Below are 24910 nucleotides of genomic sequence, written 5' to 3'. Positions count from 1 at the left end.
TTACTCTGGTGGCATGATCCGTGAGTTCGCCGCTGGATTCGGCACCCTGATACGGGGATTCGGTCTGTGGCGTACGCACCCGCGGCTGCTCGCGCTCGGGCTCGTCCCTGCCCTGATCAGCTTCGCGGTCCTGGTCGCCGTGCTCATCCCGTTCGGCTTCTCGCTGGGCTCCATCACCGCCTGGATGACGCCGTTCGCCGACGGATGGATCGCAGGATGGCGCGAGGCGCTGCGCATCGCGATCGGCATCGTGCTGTTCGTCGCCGCCGCGGTGCTGTCGGGCCTGGTCTTCACCGCTCTGACGCTGACGATCGGCGACCCGTTCTACCAGCGCATCTGGCGAGGGGTGGAACAGTCGCTGGGCGGCGCGGCGCCTGTGGGCGAGACCGGGTTCTGGACCACGGTCGGCGAAGGCCTGCGGCTGATCGTGCTGGGGATTCTCGTCGCCCTGCTCACCCTCGTCCTGGGCTTCATCCCGCTCGTGGGCGGAGCGATCGCAACCGTCGTCGGCGTTCTGCTGTCGGGGCGGCTGCTCGCACGGGAGCTGACCGGGCGCGCGTTCGACGCCCGTGGCCTCAGCCACGATGAACGGCAGCGGCTCCTCGCCTCCGGAAGGGCGCGCGTCCTCGGCTTCGGCGTCGCCACGCAGCTCTGCTACCTGGTGCCGCTCGGAGCGGTCATCACCATGCCGGCCGCTGTCGCGGGATCCACCATGCTCGCCAGGGCCCTGACCGACCGCGCCGCGAGCGGTGCGGAGATCTCCGCGCCCGCCGACGAGGTCCGGCCCGCGGGTGCCAACGGAGGGACATCCGCGCATGCCTGAGGGCGACACCGTCTACCGGGTGGCGCAGCGCCTCGACGCCGCGCTGCGGGGCGGCGTCGTCACCCGCTTCGACCTGCGCGTGCCCGAGCTGGCGACCGCCGACCTCACCGGATCCGTCGTGCACGCCGTGGTGCCGCGCGGCAAGCACATCCTCATGCGGATCGGCGACTCCACACTCCGTTCGCACCTGCGCATGGATGGCGCTTGGCATCTGTACCGCCCCGGCGAGCGCTGGCGCGCGCCCGGCTACACCGCCCGCGYGATCGTGAGCACGGCGGAGGCGGAGGCGGTCGGCTTCGACGTCTCGATGCTGGCGCTCGTCCCCACCGCGCAGGAGGACACGCTCGTGGCGCACCTCGGACCGGATCCGCTCTCTGCCGAGTGGGACCTGGACGAGGCCGCACGACGCCTCGGCGCGGACCGGCGGCCGATCCACGTCGCCCTCCTCGACCAGCGCAACGTGGCCGGGTTCGGCAACGAATACGCCGCCGAGCTGCTGTTCCTGCGCGGGGTGCGCCCCACGACGCCCGCGAACGAGGTCGACGTCACCCCGCTGCTGGAGCTGGGGGCGCGCACGATCCGCGCCAACAGGGACCGGCTCGACCGCACCTTCACCGGCGTCGCCCAGCGCGGGCGCACGACCTGGGTGTACGGGCGGGCGCATCGCACCTGCCGACGCTGCGGCGCGCTCATCGAGAGCGGCGAGCTCGGCGCGGATCCCACCGAGGAGCGCCGCACCTTCTGGTGCCCCCGCTGCCAGCGCTGAGCAGGACGCCGTCGCCGTCGCCGGCAGGGCACTCGTGGCCCGCGAGGTCCCCTCCGCTCGCTTGTCGCAGGTTGCGGTCATCGCCACAGCAGAACCGCAATCTGCACCACTGAGCAGGCCGGCGGCGGCCGGAACGCGAAGACGCGCACCCCTCTGGGAGATGCGCGTCTTGTGCCTGCGACGGTGCCGTCGGTTCTCACCACGGCCAGGCCGCGGTGTTCAGGCCGCGAGCCACAGGCCCTTGCGGTCGGTGTCCAGCGTCATGCCGGCGGCGACCGTCTCGTCGTCGCCGATCTTCGCGCCGCGCGCGATGTGCGCGCCGGCCCCGACCTCGGTGCGCACCCCGATGGTGGCGCCGTCGCCGATCACCGACCCCTGCCCGATGTGGGCATGGGCCTCGATCCGGGCGTTCACGCCCACGATCGCCTCGGGCTCGATCCAGGCGCCGCGCGCGACATGCGCTCCGGCACCGACCTTCGCACCCGGTTCGACATAGGCGCCGGCCTCCACGACCGCCTGCGGGTGCACCTTGGCACCGTGCGCGATCAGACCACGGCCGTTGGCGTGCTTGCGATAGCGCAAGGTGCCGCCGCGGCCGTCCTCGATGTCGACGTAGTTCTTACCCACGAAAACCTCCCGTGCCCGGGACTTTCCCCGGATACATCTGCAACCGCGAACGAGGCGGATCTATTCCCGCGCACGCACTTCGCGCGTGTCGCTGCGGGGCTGTGGTCGCGATCCCGCCGAGATCGTCGCGCACCCGCCGGTACGCTGAACGCATGAGCAAGCGAGGCGCATCCGGCGGACGCAAGCCCGCGGTGCGCTCCGCCAAGGGCGGCGCCCGCAGTACGGCCGCAGGTCCGGCCGGTAAGGGCAAGAGCGCGGGCAAAGGATCCGGCAAGTCCGCGTCTCGCGGCAAGAAGGCGGAGAAGGTCGTCTTCGACGCTCCGGCCCCGATCGCGGAGGAGCCACGCACGCTGCGCCTCGGCGCCGTCCCCGGTGCCACCCCGGGACGCTGGATCGACACGTGGAACGAGCGGATGCCGCTCGTGACCCTCGAGCTCGTGCCGGTCGCGTTCGACGCGCAGCGCTCAGCGCTGACCGACGGCGTCGTCGACCTCGCGCTCGTGCGCGCCCCGTTCGACAAGGACGGCATGCACGCGATCCCCCTCTACGAGGAGCTCCCCGTGGTCATCGCCTCGGCCGAGTCGCATCTCCTCGCCGCCGAGGAGCTCTCCCCCGCAGACCTGGAGGGCGAGACGCTGCTCGCCACACGTGAAGACGTGCTGGGCGACCTCGACCTGCCGACCGTCCCGTCGCGGATCCCCCCGCTGGACACCGTGGCGGACGCCGTCGAGACCGTCGCCTCGGGCGCCGGGATCCTGGTCGCGCCGATGTCGCTCGCGCGCCTGCATCACCGCAAGGACGTCGAATACCGGATCCTGCGGGACGCTCCCGTCTCCCAGGTGCTGCTGGCCTGGCCGGCCGACGCCACCACGCCCGACATCGAGGCGTTCGTGGGGGTTGTGCGCGGCCGCCGCGCCAACTCGTCCCGCTGACTCGGCGGCCAGTCCTAGGGCCGTCGAGCGACACTTCGACTCGCTGCGCTCGCTCAGTGCGGGTCTCCGCGAGACGAAACGCGGCGCCCTCGAAAGAGCACCGCGTTTCGTCTCGGTCGGCTTCGCCGTCCTCGCTCAACGACCGTTGCGGTCAGGCCGCCTGCGCCAGCTCCGCGGTCGCGGTGACCTGCAGCACGTCGCCCGTCGCGTCCACGACCACACGGCCGCCGTCACCCAGCTCGCCCGAGACGAACAGGTCCGCGATGCGGTCGTCCACCTCGCGCTGGATCAGGCGGCGCAGCGGCCGCGCACCGTACTCGGGCTCGTAGCCGTGCTCGCCGAGCCAGGCCACGGCCGCGTCGGTGACGTCCAGCGTCACGTCGCGGCCGGCAAGGCGGCGAGACGTCGCCTGCAGCAGGAGCCGCACGATGCGACCCAGCTCCTCCCGGCTGAGCTTCTGGAACAGCACGATCTCGTCGATGCGGTTCAGGAACTCCGGCCGCATGGCCTCGCGGAGCTTGCCCATCACCCGGGCGCGCAGATCCTCCTGCGAGGCGAATCCGTTCGCGGATCCGTCCTGCGAGGCCACGAACCCGAGCGCACCGGAGCGCGACGCGAGGAACTCGGATCCGATGTTCGAGGTCATCACGATCACCGTGTTGCGGAAGTCGACCGTGCGCCCCTGACCGTCGGTCAGGCGACCGTCGTCGAGCACCTGCAGCAGCAGGTTGAACACGTCGGGGTGCGCCTTCTCGATCTCGTCGAACAGCACGATCGCGTAGGGGTTGCGCCGCACGCGCTCGGTGAGCTGCCCCGCCTCGTCGTAGCCGACGTATCCCGGAGGGGCGCCGACGAGCCGCGACACCGTGTGCCGCTCGCCGAACTCGCTCATATCGAAGCGGATCACGGCGGTCTCGTCGTCGAACAGACGGTCGGCGAGCGCCTTGGCCAGCTCGGTCTTGCCGACACCGGTGGGGCCGAGGAACAGGAAGGATCCGACCGGCCGACGCGCGTCGCCCATGCCGGTACGGCTGCGGCGCACGGCCCGTGCCACGGCGGCGACCGCGTCGTCCTGCCCGATCACGCGGGCGTGCAGGTCGGCCTCGAGGTCCGCCAGACGCTCCCGCTCGCTCTCGGAGACCCGGCTGACCGGGATCCCTGTGGCGCGCGCGATCACCGCGGCGATCTCGGCCTCGCCGACGACAGCGGGCTCGGCATCGACAAGGCGCGCGGTGCTGCCGGCGTCGTCGATCCGCGCCTGGACCGCGGCGATCTCGTCGCGGATCCGCGAGGCCTCCTCGTAGTGCTCGGCGCCGACCGCGGCGTTCTTGCGCGCTTCGAGGTCGGCCAGCTCGGCGAACAGCGCCGCCACATCGGTCACGACGCCCAGGCGGAGGCGCAAACGGGCGCCGGCCTGGTCGATGAGGTCGATCGCCTTGTCCGGCAGCACCCGGTCGGGCAGGTACCGCGCGCTCAGCTCGACGGCCGCACGGATCGCGTCGTCGGTGTAGGTGACGGCGTGATGCTGCTCGTAGGCGGGCTTGAGGCCTTCCAGGATCCGCACGGCGTCCTCGATCGAGGGCTCGGCGACCTTCACCGGCTGGAAGCGGCGCTCGAGGGCCGGATCCTTCTCGATGCGCCGGTACTCGGCGAGCGTCGTCGCGCCGACCAGGTGCAGGTCGCCGCGGGCGAGGCGCGGCTTGAGGATGTTGCCGGCGTCCATGCCGCCGCCTTCTCCGGATCCGCCCGCACCGACGACGGTGTGCACCTCGTCGATGAAGACGATGATCTCGCCCTTGTGCGCGGCGATCTCGTCCATGGTCTGGGTGAGACGCTCCTCGAAGTCGCCGCGGTAGCGGGTGCCGGCGAGCATCGCGGGCAGGTCGAGCGCCACGACGCGACGGTCCTTGAGCTGCGCGGGCACGGCGCCGTCGACGATCGCGCGGGCAAGGCCGTCGACGATCGCGGTCTTGCCGACGCCCGCCTCGCCGATCAGCACCGGGTTGTTCTTGGTGCGCCGGCTGAGGATCTCGATCGTCTGCTCGATCTCCGAGGCCCGGCCGATCACCGGATCGAGCTCGCCGGAGCGGGCACGGGCGGTGAGGTCGAGGCCGAACCGGTCGAGCATCGGGGTCTCGGACGCCGACTGGGTGTTCTCGGCCTCTGGCGCGGCGCCCGCGGTCACGGGCTCGCGCAGGCTCTGGGTGAGCGCTTCGGCGGTGACGCCGGCACGCGCGAGGATCTGGCCCGCGGGGGCGTCCTGTCCGAGCACGAGCGCGAAGAAGACGTGCTCCGGCTCGATGTAGGTCGCACCCGATGAGCGCGCCACCTGGTAGGCGTGGAACAGCGCGCGGCTGGCGCTCGGGGTGATGGTCGCGGCGTCGATGTCAGAGGCGTCGCCAGGGGCGGGCAGGCGGGTGTCGACGTCGTCGACGATGGCCTGCGGGGTCACCCCGATGTTGCGGATCGCCTGGTCGACGGCGTCGTCCTCGACGATGGTGCGCAGGACGTGCAGGGCGTCGAGCTCGGTCTGGCCGCGCTCGAGCGCGAAGCGGCCGGCGCGCTGCAGGATGCGCTGGGTGCGCACGGTCAGGAACCGGCTGAGGTCGATGGACCGGGTCTGCCGGGCCTGCTCACCGGCCAGGTAGCGGGCGAGGAACTCGTCGAACGAGCCCGAACCCGCGTCGGTGAAATCGTTGGGCATTTCGCTTCCTCTCAAACTTGAGCGTTGTGCTGTCAAGTTCAACGCGACTCCTTCCTTCATATTCCCGTCCGTTGCATCCGGACTTCGACGGCCTCCGCCGCTCGCCTAGAATCCAGGGATGGCCTCGCTCCTGTATGTCGGCGTGCGCCCTGAGCTGGATGCGGCGACGGCGGAGCGCGCGTCGTTCCGTGTCGCCCTCGGCGTCGATGCTGACGCACTGGACCGCATCGACCTCACCACCACCGCCCTGCCCGAGGACGTCTTCGACCGCTACGCCGGCTTCGTGATCGGCGGCTCTCCGTTCAACGTCACCGACGTTCGCAAGTCCGAGACCCAGCGGCGGGTCGAATCGGACCTGGAGCGCATCGCGGAGCGCGCGATCGACGGCGCCACCACCGCGTTCTTCACCTGCTTCGGAATCGGCGTGATCACGCGCCTCCTCGGCGGAGAAGTCGGCATGGACAACCCCGAGGAGGCGACCGCGGCCGAGATCCGCACCACGGCCGACGCCGTCGCGGATCCGCTGTTCGGTCCTGCCGGGCCTGTGTTCCACGCCTTCACCGCGCACAAGGAGAGCGCTGTCGCCGTGCCATCGGGCGCGGTGCTGCTCGCCGGCAACGACACCTGCCCCGTGCAGGCGTACCGCGTGGGTGCGGACCTGTACGCCACGCAGTTCCATCCCGAGCCGTCGCCGCGCGACTTCGCCGATCGGATGGTCTTCTACCGCACCACCGGCTACTTCGATCCGGACGCCTTCCACACCGTGCAGGAGGCCGTGCTCGAATCCGTCGTCACCGAGCCGGCGCGGATCCTGCACCGCTTCGGCGAGCGCGCACTGGCCCGCTGACGCCGCCGCCACTTTCTGACCTCTGACCGCGAGACTGCAACTGGGCGACGAGACTGCACCAAATCAGCGCAGTCTCGTCGCGGAGATGGAGTCTCGCGGTCTAAAGGGAGGCGGAACGGAGGAGGGCGATGCGGTCGTCGAGGTAGGCGGAGAGCGGCATGAGGGAACCGGCCGCGGACCACCGCACCGACGGCACGCCGTCCACCAGCGCGAGCGGGCCGGAGGATCCCCCGGCCGCCACGGCGTCCAGGTCGATCGGCGTCCAGCCCACGTGCACGGTCTCGCCGTCGTCGAAGCCACCGCGGGAGGCCTCCGCCCGGCGCTCCGCCCTGGCTCGTGCCGACTCGGCCGCATAACCCCGACGCACCGGGGCTGCGGCGCGCAGCACCTCGGCCGTGGCGTACACGGCATCACCGGCGATGAGCAGCACGCCGACGTGCCAGGCGGATCCGACCCGCACGATGCGCGGTGCCCGCCACCGCCCGGTCTTCTCGCGCCCGAGCGCCTCCTGCGGCACGCCGGAGAGAGCGGTGCGCGCGTCATCCAGGAGCGCGCCGAGCGGGGCGTCCGGTTCGGAGGAGATCACGCGCTCAAGGCTATGCCCGTGCGGCGACCACCGTCCCGCGTCGCACACCTCCGCGCATGTGATCGATATCATGCACGTGTGCCGGGACGACGCCCGCGCCCACCCACGATCGGACCCCATGACGACCGCAGCGACGCCGGATCCCCGCCGCATCCCGGGAATGGCCGACGTCGCGCGCCTGGCCGGGGTCTCGGCGCAGACCGTGTCCCGCACGCTGAGCGGCAACCCCAGCGTGCAGCCCGAGACCAGGGCGAAAGTGCTCGCCGCGGTCGAGCAGCTCGGCTACCGCCGCAACAACGCCGCCCGCGCACTGTCGTCCGGGCGGAGCAGGGCGATCGGCGTCGTATCGCTGCGCACGGGCTTCTACTCGCGCACAGCCGTGGCGGTCGGCATCGAGACCACCGCGTCCGAGGCCGGCTACATCGTGAACTCCGTCACGACGCCCTCCCTCGATGCGGGTGAGATCGAGCGCGCCATGTCGCGTCTCGCCGACCAGGGCGTCGAGGGCATCGTGCTCGCGGTGCCGCTGATCTCGACCACGCGCGCGATCGACGAGCTGACGCGCACGCTGCCGACGATCACGATCGACGGTTCGCGCACGGCGTCGACCCAGGTGGTGGCCGTCGACCAGCGCGAGGTGGGACGGATCGCGACCCGCCACCTGCTGGATCTCGGCCACGAGACCGTCTGGCACGTCGCGGGTCCGCAGCAGTGGCTGGATGCCTCGAGCCGCACCCAGGGCTGGCGTGAGGCGCTCGCCGATGCCGGCCGGGAGGCACCGCCCGAGATCGACGGGGACTGGTCTCCGGAGTCGGGCCATCGCGCGGGCCGGATCCTCGCACGCATCCCCGAGGCCACCGCGGTGTTCGTGTCGAGCGACGAGATGGCGTTCGGCCTCGCCCGCGCCTTCGCCGAGCTGGGCCGGTCGATCCCTGACGACGTGTCGATCRTGGGTGTCGACGACATCCCGCTCGCCGAGTTCTGCTCCCCCGCGCTCACCACGGTCGCGCAGCCGTTCGGCGAGGTCGGCCGCATCGCCGTGGAGCACCTGCTGCACGCGATCTCACACCCGGGCGCGGTACCGCCGGTGGAGTCGATCACGCCTCGCCTCGTCGTGCGCAGCTCGACCCAGGCTCCTCGTCACTGACCGCGCACCGCGGCCGCGTCCGCACCCTGCGCGCAGCCGACACGGCGCACGCGTGATGTTTGCGCTATCTCGTTACGACCAAGCTGCGGCGCAATTCTCGGAATATCCTTGATGTTAGCGATAACTTGCAGGTACCGTGGCCGATGTTCTCCCCGCCTCGACGACGCAGCAAGGAAGACCGATGCCCCCACAGATCCTGTCCCTCCCCCGCACCTCGCGAGGCCTCCTCGCCGGTGCGGCCGCGCTCGCGATCGCCGCGACGACGCTGAGCCTCGGCGCCGTCTCCTCGGCGCACGCCGACACCGCACCTCCTGCCGGCGCCGCGATCCCCGACGCGGGCTACACCCTGCTCGACGTCGATTCCGAGTCCGCGCCGTACCCCGCGCCGCCCTCTCTGGACGGCACCGCGAAGGGCGCATTCGACGGCGACTACTCSACCCAGTGGGCGTCGAACTACAACGGCGGCACRCCGGATCCGATGCCGCACTACCTCACGTTCGACATCGGCGCGGAGCACCCCCTCACCGGCCTCGGGTACTCGGTGAAGGTGCAGGGCAACGGTCCCGCGAAGGACGTCCAGGTGCTCACCACGAACGACCCGGCGGTCGCGAAGGACGGCAGGAACAGCGGCTGGACACCCGCCGGAACGGCAACGTTCTCGCAGCCGACCAGCAACACGCAGATCCAGTACGTCACCTTCGCCCACCCGGTGTCGGCGCGCTACGTCGAGTTCAAGGTCCTCGACGCCGTGAACGGGTCGAACAACGCCTCGGCCTCCGAGATCGTCGTCTACACGACCGACCCGATCGTCACGCCGACCCCGACGCCGACTCCCACCCCCACGCCCAAGCCCGCCGCCGCGACGGTCACCACCGACTCGGTCGACGACAGCACGTGGCAGTACCCCGACGACACGCCGGCCAGCCCGTTCATCGATGCCGACGGCACGTTCCATTTCGGTGAGTCTCACGCGAACTACTACAACGAGCCCGACGGCAGCAACGGCGACATCCGCCAGTGGAACTGGTACACGGGCWCGAACTTCGACACGGCGAAGCCGAACGRYGCSCTCAACGCCGCRGGCACSAAYCCGGACACCACGGACTTCTGCAACGCCAGCCCGACCGGGGTGGAGTCGACCAAGGCGCCGGCCGGATCCAGTTACACGCAGCCGAACTACTGCGACATCACCCAGATGTGGGTCGACCCCGACTCGGGCGACTGGTACGGCCTCGTGCACAACGAGTTCACCCCCAAGCCCTTCGGCGACGGACTGCACTACGACGCGATCGACTACGCCGTCTCGACCGACCAGGGCAAGACCTGGACCATCCCCGGTCACGCGATCACCTCGCCGTACAGCACGACCCGCGGCGACACCGCGGCGTTCCCGCAGCAGACCTACTACTACGGCGACGGCGATCCCCGCCTCTACGTCGACCACGCCTCCGGGTACTTCTACGCGTTCTACGGTTCCCGCGTCGTGAACAAGACCGGCGGGTGGGTGGCCTTCTACGAGCACGTCGCCCGTGCCCCGATCTCCGGCAAGATGGCCACCGGCACCTGGCAGAAGTGGTACGACGGCGCCTGGACCGAGCCCGGCATCTCCGGCAAGGAGAGCAACATGGTCCCGGTCGCCGACGACACCGAGACCGGCTACACGCCGGTCGACGAGGAGTACGACCCGAACACGCCCGGCACCGCGCAGCAGCAGATCAAGAAGGGGCAGATGCCCCCGACCTCGCCGCTGTTCGTGATGGATATCACCTACGACGCCTACCTCGGGCTGTACATCGGACAGCCGCAGAACCCCGACCAGTCGGGCAACGCACCGCAGGAGTTCTACGCCACGAAGAATCTGGCGACGCAGAAGTGGTTCCGCCTCGGCGACACCGGATCCGCGTACACCACGGCCTCCTGGTACCGATGGTTCGTGGATCCTGCCAACAAGACGAGCTCGGCGATCGTGGGCAAGTCCTTCCGGTCGTACTGCTCGTTCGGGTGCATGGGCGATGCCTACGCACAGCTCGCCAACGTCACGATCGACGCCGGCTCCTCGGTCTCGCCTGCGTCTGCGGTCGACACGACGAAGGCGTACACGATCGCCAACGCGGACGGGCGCAAGCTCTCCGCGTCCGGCAACGGAAAGAAGGTGACGACGGCCGGATCCGTGAACCGCAAGAACGGCGCCTGGACCTTCACGGCGACCGGCGACGGCGCGTACACGATCGCGACGCAGGCAGGCTCGCTCCTGGGCGTCGATGCCTCCTCGACCGCCGGTCGCGCATGGGGCGCCGGGCTGACGCTCACCGACAAGGCGGCGGCCGGCGTCGGGCAGCAGTGGTTCGTCGTGCCGAGCACCGATCCGACCAGCGGAGAGGCGACCGGATCCGTCCGGCTCGTGAACCGCTACTCGGGGCTCGTGCTGGGCATCGACACCTCCGCCGCGGCGACGACCCCGGGCCGCACCTGGGACAAGCCGGCGTCGCACGGWGCCTCGAGCRCCGSGCAGGCSGGSCTGTTCACCCGCCCCGGMGACCAGACGCTGAGCCTGGCCGAGTTCGGCGGCGGGAACTGATCAGCGAGGTGCTCTGACGAAGGATCCTCGACGGAGGGGGCCCGGGCCATGCGCTCGGGCCCCCTCTGCGTCTGCGGATCCGCCCCGGCACTCGGCACGCGAAGGGCGGGCACGATTCGCCTCGCGCCCCGGGGCGCGGCAGAATCGACGCACACCCGCTTGCAAGGAGACGACGCCATGGCGCAGCCCGATACCGCACGACTGCTCATCGCGTGCGACGACCAGCCCGGAATCGTCGCCGCCGTCGCCGGAGTGCTCGCCGCGCATGAGGCGAACATCATCTCCCTGGACCAGCACTCGACAGACGCGGCCGGCGGACGCTTCTTCCAGCGCACCGTGATCCACCGCGACGGGCTCGCCGCCGCACGCCCGGCGCTCGAGGCGGACCTGGCTGCGGTCGCCGAGCGCTTCGGCATGGAGTGGTCGCTRCACGACGCCTCCAAGCGCAAGCGCGTCGCGATCTTCGTGTCCAAGTACGACCACTGCCTCATGGAGCTGCTCTGGCGCACGCAGCGCGGCCAGCTCGACATCGACGTCACCATGGTCGTCTCCAACCATCCGGATCTGGCCGAATCGGTGCGCTCGTTCGGCGTGCCGTTCGTGCACATCCCTTCCGGTTCGGGCGCCGAGGGCAAGGCCGAGATGGAGCGGCGCCAGCTCGAGCTGCTGCAGGGCAACGTGGATCTGGTCGTGCTCGCGCGCTACATGCAGATCCTCACCGACGACTTCATCGGGAGCCTCGGCGCCCCGGTGATCAACATCCATCACTCGTTCCTGCCGGCGTTCATCGGGGCGAACCCCTACGCGCGCGCCAAGGATCGCGGTGTGAAGCTCATCGGCGCCACCGCGCACTACGCCACGGCCGACCTCGACGAGGGGCCGATCATCGAGCAGGACGTCACCCGCGTGACCCACGCCGATTCGGCCGCCGAGCTGCAGGCCCGCGGCGCCGATGTGGAGCGCCTGGTGCTCGCGCGCGCCGTGCAGTGGCACGCCGACGATCGTGTCATCGTGCACGGCCGCTCGACCGTCATCCTCTGAGGCCGGACGCCCCGTTCAGACGCTCGGCACCCCTGCAGCCAGTTCGGCGAACGCCTCCGCGGCGGTCTCATAACGGGCCAGCGACGCCGACTGCCCCATCCACAGCGACTGCAGCTCTCCGTTGTTATGCTGCCCGGCAGCGGTGCGGAAGCGGCCGGTGATCCAGTTCTGCGCCGGGAACGGGGCGATCGATCCGGCGGCCTCGATCTCGGCGACCACCCTGTTGCGTGCGCCACGGGCGAGCCGGCCGCTCATCGCGCGGGTGAGCATGGTGCCCTCCGCGGGCGTCGCCCGGATCGCCGCCCGATGCGCCTCGTTCGCGGCCGACTCCGCCGTGCCGAGGAAGGCGGTGCCGACCTGCACGCCCTGTGCGCCGAGCGCGAAGGCGGCGGCGACACCGCGCCGATCCGAGATCCCGCCGGCGGCGATCACGGGCACGTCGACCGCGTCGACGACCTGCGGCAGCAGCGAGAACAGCCCGACCAGCGATTCCTCGGCCGGCCGCAGGAACGACACCCGGTGTCCCCCGGCCTCGGCGCCCGTGGCGACGATCGCGTCCACCCCGACCTCGGCGAGGGCGCGCGCCTCGGCGACCGTGGTCGCGGTGCCGACGACGCGGATCCCGCGGCCGTGCGCGTCGTCGACGAGCGACGCCGAGGGCACGCCGAACACGACGCTGAGCACGGCGGGGGCCGTCTCGAGGATCGCGCCGAGCTGCTCGTCGAGCGAGGGCAGATACGCCTCGGGACGGGCCGGAACCTCGACGCCGACCTCGGCGAAGAACGGAGCGAGCGCCGCCGCATAGTCGTCGTGCTCGGCACCGGGCTCGACCTCGTCGCCCCGGGGCAGCCAGATGTTCACCGCGAACGGCCGGCGGGTGGCCGCCCTGATCCCCGCGATGGTCGTGCGGATCCGCTCGCTGTCGTAGCCGTACAGCCCGTACGCTCCGAGGCCTCCCGCGGCGCTGACCGCCGCGACGAGCGGGATCGAGCTGAGCCCGCCGAACGGCCCGAGCAGGATGGGCGTGCGGATGCCGAGGACGTCGGTCAGGGAGGTCATGCTCCCGAGGCTACGCCTGGCCGTGGGCGCCTCGGCGAGTGTGACGGCACGGCGGCTTCCCCTCCGCTCACTGGTCGCGAAGTGCGGTCATCCGGCCGCCAGAACCGCATTCTGCGACCAGCGAGCGGACGGCGGCGATCGTCGCCGACGGGTCGGTTCAGTCCGGCACCACCGAGATGGATCCGGTCAGCGGCGACGGCGGCTCCTCGTCGGGTCCGGCGCCGCGACGACGCCGCGCACCCGCCGTGACCCCGATGCTCGCGACCACGACCAGCGCGATCGCGGCGAGCCGCAGCGGCGACGCCTGCTGGCCGAGCACGAGCAGCCCGGCGATCGTCGCGAAGACCGGCTCCAGGCTGAGCAGGATCCCGAACACCCGCTGCGGCAGCCGGCGCAGGGCCGCCAGCTCGAGGATGTACGGGATGACCGACGCCAGCAGCGCGGTGAGCGCGGCGAGGCCCAGCACCCGCGGATCGCCGACCGCGGTGACGGCAGCCGGCACGCCGAACGGCAGCAGCAGTACGGCGGCCACGGCGAGCGCGACCGCCAGCCCCTCGGTCCCTGTGGTGAGCGCGCCGACGCGGGTGCTCATCCGGATGTACATGATCCAGAACCCCGCCGCGATCAGGGCGAACAGCACGCCCCAGGGGTCCAGCGCCTCCGCGCCGGTGAGCCCGTCGACCCCGAGCAGCGCCATGCCGACCAGGGCGATCCCCACCCAGATCGCGTCGGCCAGGCGGCGCGTGAGAAGGGCGGCCAGCACGAGCGGGCCGAGGAACTCGATCGCGACCGCGGGCCCAAGCGGGATGCGGTCGATCGCSGCGTAGTAGGTGCCGTTCATGGCGGCGATCGAGACGCCGAACAGGACTGCGGCAGTCCATTGCGCGCGGTTCCACCGGCCCAGGCGCGGGCGCGCGATGATCCACACCACGACCGCGGCGATGAGCACGCGCAGGCCGGTGACACCCCAGGATCCGAGGGCGGGGAAGATGGTCGTGGCGACAGCCGCGCCGAACGGCAGGGAGAGGCAGGATCCGACGACCAGCAGCACGCCGAGCGCAGGCTGCTGCCGCGGTTCCGGGGAGTTCACCTCTCAAGCCTGGCACGGTCCGGGCCCGCACCACGCCGCCGCACCCGCCGCACCCGCCGAGTCGCCCGTGACGCCGCCCGCGATCGCCCGCCCGCAACCGGGAGCGGCGCAGCGAGCCGGCTCTCAGCGCGGAGTGAGCCCGACCCGCAGCGGAGCCCCCGGCGCAGCGGCCTGCACCAGGGCGGTGTCCACCGCGGCAAGCGGATGCACGACCCCCACGGCGTCGGCGAACGGGTGCGCGCGCCCGCGGCCCGCCATGAACGCAGCCGCGGCATGCAGCTCGGCACCGGTGTAGTTGTGCACCCCCGCCACCGTCACGAGCCCACGGACGATGCGCTCGGCGTCGAGCGGCACCGGGTCCGCGGGGAAGACGCTGCCCAGCAGCACCACGGCGCCGCCCACATCGACGGCGTCCAGCGCCGCCCCCACGGCGTGCCCCGAAGCCTCGATCACCAGATCGAACCCTTCCTCCGTGACATCGTCCGGGGCGAGCGCAGCGAGCGCGAACCGCTCGGCGAACGCGCGCCGAGCCGGATCCGGATCCGCGATCTGCACGCGGCCGCCCAGCTCCGCGGCGATCACCGCCGCGGTCAGCCCGACCAGGCCCGCACCGAGCACCAGCACCCGCTCGCACGCGAGCACCTCCGCGTCCTCCCCCGCGGTGGGGGACGGATCCGGCAGCCGGCGTCCGCGCAGCGCAGCCCCGCGCGCGACGCCCGCCCAGGCGGTCGCCGTGGCGCACGAGACCGGTGCGAGCGCGGCGGCCGGCAGCGCCTCCGGCACGCGCACGATCCCGGTGCCCGCGCGCAGGTGCACGTGCCCGGCGAACCCGCCGGTGAGCTCCCATCGCGGTTCGATGCGCGCGTGCCCGTACTTCGCGAGATGGCGGCACTTCTGCGTGACCCCCGCGAGGCAGCGGTCGCAGTGCCCGCACGAGACGGTCACCGACCAGACCACGCGATCGCCGACGTGCAGTTCCCCGCCGTCGACCGCGCGTGCGCCCTCGTCACCGATCGCGATGATGCGGCCGACGCTCTCGTGCCCGAGCACGAGGGGCGTCGGCGCATGGCGGCGGCCCTGCACGGTGTGGATGTCGGATCCGCAGATCGTCGACATCTCCACCGCCACGAGCACGTCGTGCGGTGCCAGGGCGACGCCGGGCACGGCCAGCGCCTCATGCGGGAGGCCGACGCCGAGCCAGGCCATCGCGACGGCGGCAGGGCGCAGCGGTACGTCGTGCCGATGCACCTCGTCGGCGGGGCGGACCAGCGCCGCACGCATGTCAGCCGGCCGCGATCGGCGCGAGAGCCGGGACGAGCCCGCGCTCGGTGAGCGCCGCGAGCAGCGTGGTCACGTCGGGTAGCACCGCATCCGGTTCGGCGCTCTCCAGCGCCACGGCGTCGTGCGCTCCGCTCAGCACGCCGGCCACGAAGCCGGCGCCGGCACGCCGACCCGACTGCACGTCGCTGACGGTGTCGCCGGCGACCGCGACGGCCTGCACCGAGGAGACGCCCGCGCGCAGCAGCGCGGTGAGCACCAGGTCGGGSGCGGGGCGWCCGCGGCCCGCRTCGAYCGGGCTCAGCACGCCGTCGACGAGGTCRTGCCAGSCCAGCGCRTCCAGGAKCGCRTCGCGGGTSACCGGGGCGAACCCGGTCGTCAGCCAGACCTTCAGGCCGGCGGCGCGCAGCGCGCGGATGGCGTCGGCCGCACCGGGAATCGCGGTCGCGCCCTGCTCGGTCACGATCTCGGCGTAGGCGGCCTCGAACTGGGCCGTGGCGCGCTCGGCGGACTCCACGTCACCGTCGGCGAGGTGCGTGAACACGTCGATCTTGGACTGCCCCATGGTGTCGCGCACGTACTGCAGCGCCTCGTCCCAGCCGATCCGCGCGGCCACCCCGGTGCGCTCGGCAGCGCGCTGGAACGCCTGCTCCACGACGCCGTCATCGAGCACGGTGGTCCCTGCCATGTCGAGCACGACCAGTTCGATCGGGGTGTGCGGGTTCATGCGTTCTCCTCCTGTGCGATGCCGCCGACGATGGCGGTCGTTCCTGCGCCGCCGACGATGGCGGGGGTCTGGGTGCCGCCGAGGGCGGACGTGCCGACATTCGCGGATCCGGATCCGCCCCAGCCGAAGACGCGGGCGGTCTCGATCTCGGCGAGGCCGAGCCCCGTGGTCATGCCGATGCCGGTGGTCGCGGCGAGCGCGAGCACGCGCGGTGCGACCTCCTCGATGAGGAACTCCTCGGCCGCGGCGGCGTACACCCCCTGCCAGCGTTCGAGCACGCGCATGCCGCCGACGTCCAAGAGCTCGCGCGCCTCCGCGAGGAACGCGTCGAACGCGGCCTCGGGCTGGAACGGATCCGGCTGCACGGCTTTGTGGTGCGAGTCGCCGAGCAGCAGCGTCCCGTCGGGCAGCTGGGTGTACATCTGGTTCAGATCGAGCGCGGCCAGCTCCGGGCGCTCGGCGTGCAGACGCTCGCGCAGCCCCGCCGCCGAACCCAGACCGGCGAAGCGGCGGTACCGCACGAGCGACCAGCCGGTGAGCAGAGGCGCCTGCAGCGGCGACGGCAGATCGGCCGAGACGCGCATCATGTCCAGCGCGCAGCGGACCACACCCGCGCGCTCGGCGAGAGCAGGCAGCAGCTGGTCGACGTCGTGGTTCACGGCCACGACCACGTCGGCCGCCGCGATGTCGCCGCGGGTCGTGCGCACGAGCCCTGTCTGCACCGCGGTGACCGCGGTACGGAAGCGGAACTCGACGCCGAGAGCGGCCAGGTGCCGCACGATCGCACCGGCGGCCTCACGCGGGTTCACCTGCAGATCGCCGGGCACGAGCGCACCACCGCGCACGACCTCCGGGCGCACGGGGGCGAGCGCGGTCACCTCGGCGGGCGAGAGCACGCGGATCCCCGCGGCCTCGTCATCCTCCGCCCGGGCGGCCTCCTCCAGCAGCGCCAGCTCGTCCTGCGCACGCGCGACGACCAGCGTTCCGCTCTCCCGCGCCCAGAAGCCGGCGTCGGCCGCGAGGCGCAACCAGATGCTGCGCGACGCCTCACCGTAGACGCGGGCGGGTCCGTCCTGCGCGCCGATGCAGAGGTGGCCGAAGTTGCGGATCGTGGCACCCACCGGCCGGTCGGTGCGGTCCACGACCACGACGCGCAACCCGCGACGCACCGCGGCATACGCCGCGCCGAGGCCCACGATGCCGGATCCGACGATCGCGACGTCGAACCGATCGTCCGGCGTGACGGTCATGGCCTTCACGTCCCTCATCGGAAGACCCGCCGCATCCACATCGCGAGGCCCTCGACCACGAGCACCGTGGCGAGGATCATCAGCACGATCGCCGTGACGACCTCGTAGCGCGAGCCCTGCCCGGCGTTCAGCAGGTAGTAGCCCACCCCGCCGCCGCCGACGATGCCGAGGATCGTCGCCGCGCGGATGTTCGTGTCGAGCATGTAGAAGCTGTGCCCGATGAGCGCGCGCGTGCCCTGCGGCACGGTCGCGGCGGCGTAGGTCTGCATCCGGGTCGCGCCGACCGCGCGGAGCGCGCGCTCGGGGCCGCGGTCGACCTCCTCGAACGAGTCGGCGACGAGCTTGCCGAGCAGGCCGATGCCACCGATCGCCAGCGCCACGATGCCCGCGGTCGGCCCGAGGCCGGTGACCACGATCAGCACGATCGCCAGGATGAGCTCGGGGATGCCGCGGATGCCGACGAGCAGGAACCGGGCGATGCCGCGCACGGTGCCATTCGGAGCGACGTTGCGGGCGGCGAAGGAGCCGAGCAGCAGGGAGGGCAGCAGCGTCAGCACGGTGGCGGCGAGCGCGATCGCGATCGTGTCCCGCATGGCGCCGAGCATCACGGCCGCGTCGTAGTTGCCGAAGTCCGGCGGCCAGAACTTCGCCGCGGTCTCGGGGATCTTCGCCCACACCGTGATCAGGTCGCCCCACTGGATCTGGCACACGATGAGGCTGCCGATCACGATCGCGACGGCGACCCAGCCGGCGACGGTGTTACGGCGGCGCTCACGCGTCCACGGGCGACGCACCGCAGTGGCGGGCGACAGGGCCCAGGACGGCTTCGCGTCCGCGAATGCGGTGCTCCGAGCGACTGCGCTGCGGCTCAGGCGCGGGTGCAGGATCCGGTCGATCCACGAACGCGTCTGCGCGGTCTCGCCGAGCATCGCGCCGCGCACGGCGCTGGAGACGATCTCCATGACGACGCAGAGCACGAAGATCACGAGCGCGATGCCCAGTCCGCGGCCGTAGTTGAGCGCCTTGAACGCGTACGACATCTCCAGGCCCAGGCCCGCGACGCCGACGTAACCGAGCACGACGCTGCCGCGCAGGTTGATGTCATTGCGGTGCAGCACGGTCGCGACCCAGCTGGGCAGCACCTGCGGCAGCACGCCCGCCGTGAACTGCTGCAGTTTCGTGCCTCCGGCGGCGCGGATCGCGAGGCGAGGGCCCTCGTCGATCTGCTCGATCGCGTCGGCGAACATCTTGGAGATCATCCCGATCGAGTGGATCCCGATCGCGAGGATGCCGGGCAGCGTGCCGAGCGAGAACATGAGCACGAAGGCCATCGCCAGCACCACGTCGGGGATCGAGCGCGTGAGCACGCCGATGAACCGGGCGATGCCGCGCCAGACGGGGCCGGGAGTGGTGTTCGAGGCGGCGAGATAGGCGATCGGCACCGAGAGCGCCGCGGCGACGAGCGTGCCGACCAGCACCAGGCCCACCGTGAGAGCGATCAGCCAGAGCAGGTCGAGCGGTGCGGGGAACGTCAGGGCCCCCACACGGGTCATGAAGCGCTGCGCATTCCCCCAGCTCGACAAGACGCCGGCGAGGGAGAAGCCGCTCTGCACCAGCGAGGCGATGCCGAGCCCGACCAGCACGATGAGTGTGAGCGCCGCCGCGATGCGCTCCGGCGACACCGGACGCTTCGGCGCGCGCGCCAGCAGGCCGCCGACATAGCCCTCGCGACGAGGGGCTGCGACTGCGGTCACGAGCGCGCTCCGGAAGGCGCAGCGGGCGTCGCGATCCCCTGCTCGATGAGCTCGGTGGTCACCGCGGTGAGGTCGGCGGTGGTCGTGGCGACCCGGCCGTAGATCTCCATGACCTCGGCCTTGCTGAGACCGTTGGTCGAGGTGTTCAGCACGACTTCGCCATGACGGAGGCCCACGATGCGGTCGGCCCAGCTGATCGCGAGGTCGACCTGGTGCAGGCTGCACACCACGGTGAGGCCCTGGTCGGCGGCGATCTCGCGGATGAGCGCCATGACCTGGTCGCTGGACTCKGGATCGAGCGAGGCGACCGGCTCGTCGGCGAGCAGGATCTCGGGACGCTGCATGAGGGCGCGAGCGATGGCCACACGCTGCTGCTGGCCGCCGGAGAGGGTATCGCTGCGCTGGTAGGCCCGATCGAGCAGGCCCACGCGCTCGAGGTGGCCGAGGGCGCGCAGCTTCGCATCCTTCGAATAACCCCAGAGGCCGAGACGCGGGCCGCGCACGGACGAGAGCGAGCCGGTCAGCACGTTCTCCAGCACCGTCAGCGAGGGCACCAGCTCGAACTGCTGGAAGATGAAGCCCACCCGGCTGCGCAGGCTCCGCAGCGCCTTGCCCTTGAGCGCGGGCACGGAGGATCCGAGCACCTCGACGGTGCCGGACGTCGGAGTCTCCAGGCCGTCGAGGTGCCGCAGCAGCGTCGACTTGCCGGATCCGGAGAGCCCGAGGAGCACGACGATCTCGCCGCGCGCGACCTCGAGGTCCGCACCCTTGAGGGCGGTGGTGGCGCCGAACTGCTTCGTGACGCCGGCGAGGTGGATGACCGGCTCGGACGAGGCGGGGGTGCTCATGATGTTGCGCTCCTGGTTCGGGGTAGGCAGGAGGGCCGCCGGACGATGCCGGCGGCCCGGGAAGGGATCCTCAGATCACTTCTTGCACTGGTCGGCCTTCGTCTTCTCGCAGATGTCGCGGATGATGTCGTAGTACTTGTCGTCGACCGGCTTGGTGGCGTAGAAGGTCGCCTTGAACGCGTCGCTGTCCGCGCCCTTGATCCCGGCCTTCACGATGTCGTCGATCGTGATCTCCTTGAGGGCGGTCACGACCTTGTCGGCGGTCTCCTTCGGCAGGGCCGAGTTGTAGACCAGCGGGGCGCCGGGGACCATCGTCTTGTCGACGACGGTGACCTTGTCGCTCTTGGCGACCTCGGAGTCTTCGGCGAAGCCCGCCTCGCACTCGGTGCCCTCGCCGACCTTCTGCACGCTGACGTCGTGCTTTCCGGCGAAGACCGGGGAGACGCCCGTCTTCGGGTCGATGCCGTCCTTGAGCAGGTTGTAGCTCGGGAACAGGTAGCCCGAGGTCGAGGACGGATCGACGAAGCAGACCTTCTTGCCCTTGAAGTCCTTGATCGAGGTGATCGAGGATCCCTTCGGCACGATCGCCTCGGAGTAGTAGCCCGGCTCCTGGCCCTGCTTGGTGACGATCGAGGAGATCGGGGTCAGCTTGGCGCCCGCGTTGGTGGCGGTGATGTAGGTGAAGCCGGAGAAGGACGCGACGTCGACTTTGCCGGCGACGGCGGCCTCGATGAGCGCGGCGTAGTCGGTCGACTCGTGGTACTCGACCTTCTTGCCGGTCTCCTTGGCGATGTAGTCCATGAGCGGCTGGTAATTGGTCTGCGTGTCGACCGAGTCGGGCACGACACCGAAGACGAGGGTGTTCGCGTCGACGGCGTAGCCGCCGTTCGCGGCGGCGGGCGCATCGGTGCCCGTGGCGGCGCCGGCGGTGCCGGAACACGCGGCGAGACCGAGAGCGAGCACGGCGGCGCCGGCCGCGACGGTGAGAGCGCGAAGCTTCATGAGGACCTTTCGGGTTCAGGTGCGGAGGGAATCCTCGAAGACTCTCTCAAGGCCGCGGTCGAGATGTATACCTACCTCGGCACTGTTCGCCGACTGTTCACCCGCGATTCGCTTGAATGAACACCACAGGAACAGGGGCGCGCCCGGCCAGTGCGACGAAGTAGTATGCCTACGTGCCCGAAGTTGTCTACACCCAGATCGCCGACGATCTGCGCGCCCGGATCGCGTCCGGTGCGCTGCGCCCCGGCGATGCCGTGCCGACCGAGGCCGAGCTCGCCGAGCGCTGGAGCACGTCGCGCGGCCCCATCCGCAACGCTCTCGCCGCTCTCCGCGCGGAGGGGCTCATCGAAACCGCCCGAGGAAGGCCCGCGCGCGTCGTGGAGCGCAAGGCGACGCAGGCCGTCGACGTGTCCGTGCCGTTCACGCGCTGGGCCCGCGAACTGGGCGCCCGGCCCGGAGCCCGCACCCAGGAGCTGAGTCTGCGGAGGGCGGGAACCGAGAAGGGCCAGGCCCTCGGCGTGGACCCCGGCGACACGATCGTGAGCGTCGTGCGGCTCCGTTTCCTCGACGACCGCCCCACGATGCTCGAGCGACTGTTCTACACCGAGGAGGTCGGCCGCCTGCTTTTCAGCGTCGACACCGATGCGATCTCGATCACGGAGTTCCTGGGTTCGCAGGGTCACCCGATCGTGGGCCTGCAGCACGAGATCGACGCCGTCGCCGCCGATGAACAGGACGCGGCGCTGCTCGAGGTGCCGCAGGGCACTCCGATCCTGCGCCTCAGCCGCACCTCGCGCGATGCGGAAGGCCGCATCTTCGAGGCCAGCGAGGACCGTTACCTCTCCAGCATCGTGCGGTTCACGGTCTCCGGATCCGGCATCTCCCCCGACGGCCAGTATCTCCGCGCGGTGGGTGGCTGAGCGCGTCGCCGACGGTCGAGACCGCGCGGCCTCACACGGCGAGCAGCGCGATCCCGGCGACGACGACGGCCGAGGCGCCGACCCGCCAACCCGGGCGTCCTTCGCGCAGCACGAACGCGCCGAACAGGCTCACCAGCACCACGCTCACCTCGCGCAGCGGTGCGACGAGGGCGACAGGGGCGATCCTGATCGCGTGGAGCACGAGGATGTAGGACAGCGGCGAGAGGATCCCGAAGGCCAGGATCCGGCGCCACTCCCTGCGCCCGAAGGCGGCGAGCGCCGCCCAGCGCCCGCGCACCGCCACCGTGTAGAACGGGATCTGCACGAGGGTGGTGCCGACCATGAAGGTCACCGGGTTCAGCGCCAGAGAGCGCACGACGAAGGCGTCCCAGATCGTGTAGACCGCGATCGCGACTCCAGTGAGCAGGCCGAACAGCAGCCCGGGATCGATCCGGCGGCGAGCCAAACGCACGCCCGAGTTGCCGAAGTCGGCCGATCCCGCCCGATCCACGAAGCCGATCGCGACGATCCCTGCGATGACCACGGCGACGCCGACCAGCGCGATCGGCGCGGGCCGCTCGCCGAACAGCACCATCGCGATGATGACCGACAGGAACGGCCCCGTCCCGCGCGCCGTGGCATAGACCGTCGAGAGGTTGCCGACGCGGTAGCCGTGCTGCAGCACGACCATGTAGGCCACGTGCAGCACGCTCGACACGAGTACGCCCCGCACGAACCCGCCGAGATCCCCCGTGCCGATGCCGCCGGTGAGCGGCACGGCGCCGAGCCAGACGAGGGTGCTGGAGACCGCGCCCCACCACAGGAACGGGTAGCCGGCGCGGCTCACGCCGTGGGCGAGCACGTTCCAGCTCGCGTGCGCGACAGCCGCGGAGAAGACGAGGACGAATGCGAGAAGAGACATGGGGGAACCTTCGGTCCGGCGCGGGCGCGACGGACGTGGTTCCTCCAGGCTTTTGTCCGTTCAGATGACGCCAGGCCCACGAAGGCCCGACGTGGCGCCGCTCGGACCAGTCGGGCGGACCCCGGAACCCTAGGCGCTGTCGAGATCAGCCTAGCCGCGCCGGAGGCACCGGTCACAGACGCTTCCGAACCGCCGGTGAAATACTGAACAGGTTCCACGACAAGGAGGTCGCCCTGTGCCGGACACGAGGACCGAGAACGAGCGCGCGCTCGAAGAGGGCATCGTCACCGATCTGAAGGATCGGATGACCTACGGGTCCTACCTCGACCTGGATCGCCTTCTCGGCGCGCAGCACCCGGTCAGCGTGCCCCAGCACCATGACGAGATGCTGTTCATCATCCAGCATCAGACCACCGAGCTGTGGCTGAAGCTCGTGCTGCACGAGCTCGGCACCGCGCGCGACCGGCTCGCCGAGGACGACCTGCGCTCGGCTCTCAAGCACATGGCGCGGGTGAAGCACATCCAAGAGGTGCTCACCCAGCAGTGGTCGGTGCTCGCGACGCTCACGCCCACCGAGTACGCGCAGTTCCGCGGCGACCTCGGCAACTCCTCGGGGTTCCAGTCCGTGCAGTACCGCGCCGTCGAGTTCGCGCTCGGCAACAAGAACGAGCGGATGCTGAGCGTGTTCCGCTCCCACCCCGAGAACCTCGCGATGCTCACCGCGGAGTTCGAGCGACCGACTCTGTACGACGAGTTCCTGCGGTTCGCCGCGCGCCGCGGCCTGCCGATCCCCACGGAGATCCTCGAYCGCGACGTGCGCCAGCCGTACCGCATGCACGATTCGCTGGTGCCGGTGCTCACCGAGATCTACGAGAACCCGCACGATCACTGGGATCTGTACGAGGCGTGCGAAGAGCTCGTCGATGTCGAGGACAACTTCCAGTTCTGGCGCTTCCGGCACTTGCGCACGGTGACCCGCACGATCGGACGCAAGGTCGGCACGGGCGGGTCCAGCGGCGTCGACTTCCTGCAGCGCGCCCTCGATCTGACGTTCTTCCCCGAGCTGTACGCGGTGCGCACAGAGATCAGGCAGCCGTGACCGAGGGCTCCTACATCGGCGGTTTCACCGACCACCACGTGCACCTGCAACTGGCCGATCACGAACGCCTCAGGGGCGGTCTGCTCGGCCGGGTGCTGGATCTCGGATCCGCTCCCGCGACGATCGCGTCGATCGCCGCCGATCCGCCGGGCGTCGCGGTCTCCTTCGCCGGAGCGTTCCTGACCCCGGTCGGCGGGTACCCCTCCGACCGGAGCTGGGCGCCGGAGGGATCCTTCCGCGAGATCGCCGACACCGACGCGGCCGAAGCCGCCGTCGTCGAGATGAAGGCGGCCGGAGCCTCCGTCATCAAGGTCGCCAGCAACAGCACGGCCGGCCCCGTCTTCGGCGATGACCTGCTCCAGACGATCGTGCGCATCGCCGATCGTCACGGCCTGCCGGTGGTCGCGCATGCCGAGGGCCCCGGCGAGGCGCAGCGCATGCCGCGGCTCGGCGTCAGAGCCCTCGCGCACACCCCGTTCACCGAGAGACTGAGCAACGCCGAGGTGTCCGCCCAGGCCGGCCGGATCGCGTGGATCTCCACACTCGCGATCCACGAGGGCGAGGCCCGCGCGATCGCCCTGGACAACCTGCGCCGCTTCCACGCGCACGGGGGCACGGTGCGCTACGGGACCGATCTCGGCAACGGCGATCAGCCGGTCGGCCTGAACCCCGCCGAGGTCGAGGCGCTGCGCGAGGCCGGCGTGCGCGGGGCTGCACTGATCCGCGCGCTCGTCCCGGTCGCGGCGACCACGGAACGCCGGTTCCTGCTTCCCGCCCGCGACGCGGATCCGTTCGGTCTCGAGCCCGTGCCGCACCCGCACGGGGCGGCGCGCCCGCACGGGCGCCCCCACGCGTACGGACCTACGCGGTCCGAGCATCTGACATCGCCTGAGGGCGCCCGATAGGCGCC

The 24910-nt window shown here is 71.3% G+C and carries 22 protein-coding genes; 10 read left to right on the top strand and 12 right to left on the bottom strand.

Features of this window, described 5'->3' with window-relative positions:
- The first annotated feature begins 13 nt into the window (after positions 1-13).
- Positions 14-823 (top strand): EI24 domain-containing protein, encoded by an 810-nt coding sequence (locus AC1DMN_RS09535; protein ID WP_477230376.1) that lies wholly within the window; start codon positions 14-16, stop codon positions 821-823.
- The gene (locus AC1DMN_RS09530; protein ID WP_477384154.1) at positions 816-1589 is read left to right on the top strand and encodes a DNA-formamidopyrimidine glycosylase family protein; all 774 of its coding nucleotides are present in this window, start codon (positions 816-818) and stop codon (positions 1587-1589) included. The genes AC1DMN_RS09535 and AC1DMN_RS09530 overlap by 8 nt, the downstream gene beginning before the upstream one ends.
- A 219-nt stretch (positions 1590-1808) precedes the next feature.
- Here AC1DMN_RS09530 and AC1DMN_RS09525 read toward each other — a convergent pair whose 3' ends face one another.
- Positions 1809-2216 (bottom strand): transferase, encoded by a 408-nt coding sequence (locus tag AC1DMN_RS09525; protein ID WP_440734925.1) that lies wholly within the window; start codon positions 2214-2216, stop codon positions 1809-1811.
- 152 nt (positions 2217-2368) lie between these two features.
- On the opposite strand from AC1DMN_RS09525, the gene AC1DMN_RS09520 reads away from it, so the two are divergent.
- Positions 2369-3148 carry a LysR family substrate-binding domain-containing protein gene (locus AC1DMN_RS09520; protein WP_477230379.1) on the top strand — a complete coding sequence of 260 codons (780 nt, stop codon included), beginning with the start codon at positions 2369-2371 and terminating at the stop codon, positions 3146-3148.
- A 151-nt stretch (positions 3149-3299) separates the two neighbouring features.
- Here the strand turns inward: AC1DMN_RS09520 and AC1DMN_RS09515 are convergent, their stop codons facing one another.
- On the bottom strand, positions 3300-5852 hold the full coding sequence (locus AC1DMN_RS09515) for an ATP-dependent Clp protease ATP-binding subunit (protein ID WP_477230380.1): 2553 nt from the start codon (positions 5850-5852) through the stop codon (positions 3300-3302).
- A gap of 118 nt (positions 5853-5970) precedes the next feature.
- Here AC1DMN_RS09515 and AC1DMN_RS09510 point away from each other — a divergent pair, with 118 nt between their 5' ends.
- Positions 5971-6699, top strand: coding sequence for a glutamine amidotransferase-related protein (locus tag AC1DMN_RS09510; RefSeq protein ID WP_441975683.1), 729 nt, complete (start codon positions 5971-5973; stop codon positions 6697-6699).
- Between the two features lie 100 nt (positions 6700-6799).
- On the opposite strand, the gene AC1DMN_RS09505 is transcribed toward AC1DMN_RS09510, so the two are convergent.
- Entirely contained in the window at positions 6800-7285 is a 486-nt protein-coding gene (locus AC1DMN_RS09505) for a glutaminase (RefSeq protein ID WP_441975682.1), read from the bottom strand.
- Positions 7286-7403: 118 nt separating this feature from the next.
- Between AC1DMN_RS09505 and AC1DMN_RS09500 the strand changes: the two genes are divergently transcribed.
- The 3 genes from AC1DMN_RS09500 to purU all read left to right on the top strand — a co-directional run bounded on the left by AC1DMN_RS09500 (position 7404) and on the right by purU (position 12051).
- Entirely contained in the window at positions 7404-8432 is a 1029-nt protein-coding gene (locus tag AC1DMN_RS09500; protein ID WP_477384152.1) for a LacI family DNA-binding transcriptional regulator, read from the top strand.
- 181 nt (positions 8433-8613) lie between these two features.
- Positions 8614-11010: a discoidin domain-containing protein gene (locus AC1DMN_RS09495; RefSeq protein WP_477384150.1), complete on the top strand. Its 2397-nt coding sequence runs from the start codon at positions 8614-8616 to the stop codon at positions 11008-11010.
- Between the two features lie 177 nt (positions 11011-11187).
- Complete coding sequence (gene purU, locus AC1DMN_RS09490) at positions 11188-12051, top strand: formyltetrahydrofolate deformylase (protein ID WP_440734918.1); 864 nt, start codon at positions 11188-11190, stop codon at positions 12049-12051.
- A gap of 15 nt (positions 12052-12066) precedes the next feature.
- On the opposite strand, the gene AC1DMN_RS09485 is transcribed toward purU, so the two are convergent.
- From AC1DMN_RS09485 to AC1DMN_RS09450, 8 genes are all read right to left on the bottom strand, one after another.
- Positions 12067-13110, bottom strand: coding sequence for an NAD(P)H-dependent flavin oxidoreductase (locus AC1DMN_RS09485; protein WP_477230383.1), 1044 nt, complete (start codon positions 13108-13110; stop codon positions 12067-12069).
- 157 nt (positions 13111-13267) lie between these two features.
- Complete coding sequence (locus AC1DMN_RS09480) at positions 13268-14200, bottom strand: EamA family transporter (protein ID WP_440734916.1); 933 nt, start codon at positions 14198-14200, stop codon at positions 13268-13270.
- Positions 14201-14323: 123 nt separating this feature from the next.
- On the bottom strand, positions 14324-15481 hold the full coding sequence (locus tag AC1DMN_RS09475; protein WP_477230384.1) for an alcohol dehydrogenase catalytic domain-containing protein: 1158 nt from the start codon (positions 15479-15481) through the stop codon (positions 14324-14326).
- 1 nt (position 15482) lies between these two features.
- Positions 15483-16205: a phosphonatase-like hydrolase gene (locus AC1DMN_RS09470; protein WP_477384148.1), complete on the bottom strand. Its 723-nt coding sequence runs from the start codon at positions 16203-16205 to the stop codon at positions 15483-15485.
- Complete coding sequence (locus tag AC1DMN_RS09465; protein WP_441975676.1) at positions 16202-17473, bottom strand: TIGR03364 family FAD-dependent oxidoreductase; 1272 nt, start codon at positions 17471-17473, stop codon at positions 16202-16204. Before AC1DMN_RS09465 ends, AC1DMN_RS09470 begins: the two co-directional genes overlap by 4 nt.
- On the bottom strand, positions 17470-19209 hold the full coding sequence (gene phnE / locus AC1DMN_RS09460; protein WP_477230385.1) for a phosphonate ABC transporter, permease protein PhnE: 1740 nt from the start codon (positions 19207-19209) through the stop codon (positions 17470-17472). Before phnE ends, AC1DMN_RS09465 begins: the two co-directional genes overlap by 4 nt.
- Positions 19206-20057, bottom strand: a complete 852-nt coding sequence (gene phnC / locus AC1DMN_RS09455; protein WP_477230386.1) for a phosphonate ABC transporter ATP-binding protein — start codon at positions 20055-20057, stop codon at positions 19206-19208. Before phnC ends, phnE begins: the two co-directional genes overlap by 4 nt.
- Before the next feature lie 75 nt (positions 20058-20132).
- Positions 20133-21059, bottom strand: coding sequence for a phosphate/phosphite/phosphonate ABC transporter substrate-binding protein (locus AC1DMN_RS09450; RefSeq protein ID WP_477230387.1), 927 nt, complete (start codon positions 21057-21059; stop codon positions 20133-20135).
- Between the two features lie 173 nt (positions 21060-21232).
- On the opposite strand from AC1DMN_RS09450, the gene AC1DMN_RS09445 reads away from it, so the two are divergent.
- A complete protein-coding gene (locus AC1DMN_RS09445; RefSeq protein ID WP_477230388.1) occupies positions 21233-21979 on the top strand; it encodes a GntR family transcriptional regulator in 747 nt (248 codons plus the stop codon).
- 31 nt (positions 21980-22010) lie between these two features.
- On the opposite strand, the gene AC1DMN_RS09440 is transcribed toward AC1DMN_RS09445, so the two are convergent.
- On the bottom strand, positions 22011-22901 hold the full coding sequence (locus AC1DMN_RS09440; protein WP_477230389.1) for an EamA family transporter: 891 nt from the start codon (positions 22899-22901) through the stop codon (positions 22011-22013).
- Between the two features lie 235 nt (positions 22902-23136).
- Between AC1DMN_RS09440 and kynA the strand changes: the two genes are divergently transcribed.
- Both kynA and AC1DMN_RS09430 read left to right on the top strand, forming a co-directional pair.
- Entirely contained in the window at positions 23137-24000 is an 864-nt protein-coding gene (gene kynA / locus AC1DMN_RS09435) for a tryptophan 2,3-dioxygenase (protein WP_441975670.1), read from the top strand.
- On the top strand, positions 23997-24905 hold the full coding sequence (locus tag AC1DMN_RS09430) for a hydrolase (protein ID WP_441975669.1): 909 nt from the start codon (positions 23997-23999) through the stop codon (positions 24903-24905). The genes kynA and AC1DMN_RS09430 overlap by 4 nt, the downstream gene beginning before the upstream one ends.
- Positions 24906-24910: the final 5 nt, after the last annotated feature.

The organism is Microbacterium sp. 01T413_2 (assembly GCF_056398985.1).
The sequence above is the reverse complement of the archived record's forward strand: the minus strand, read 5'-3'. Positions and strand labels throughout refer to the sequence as shown.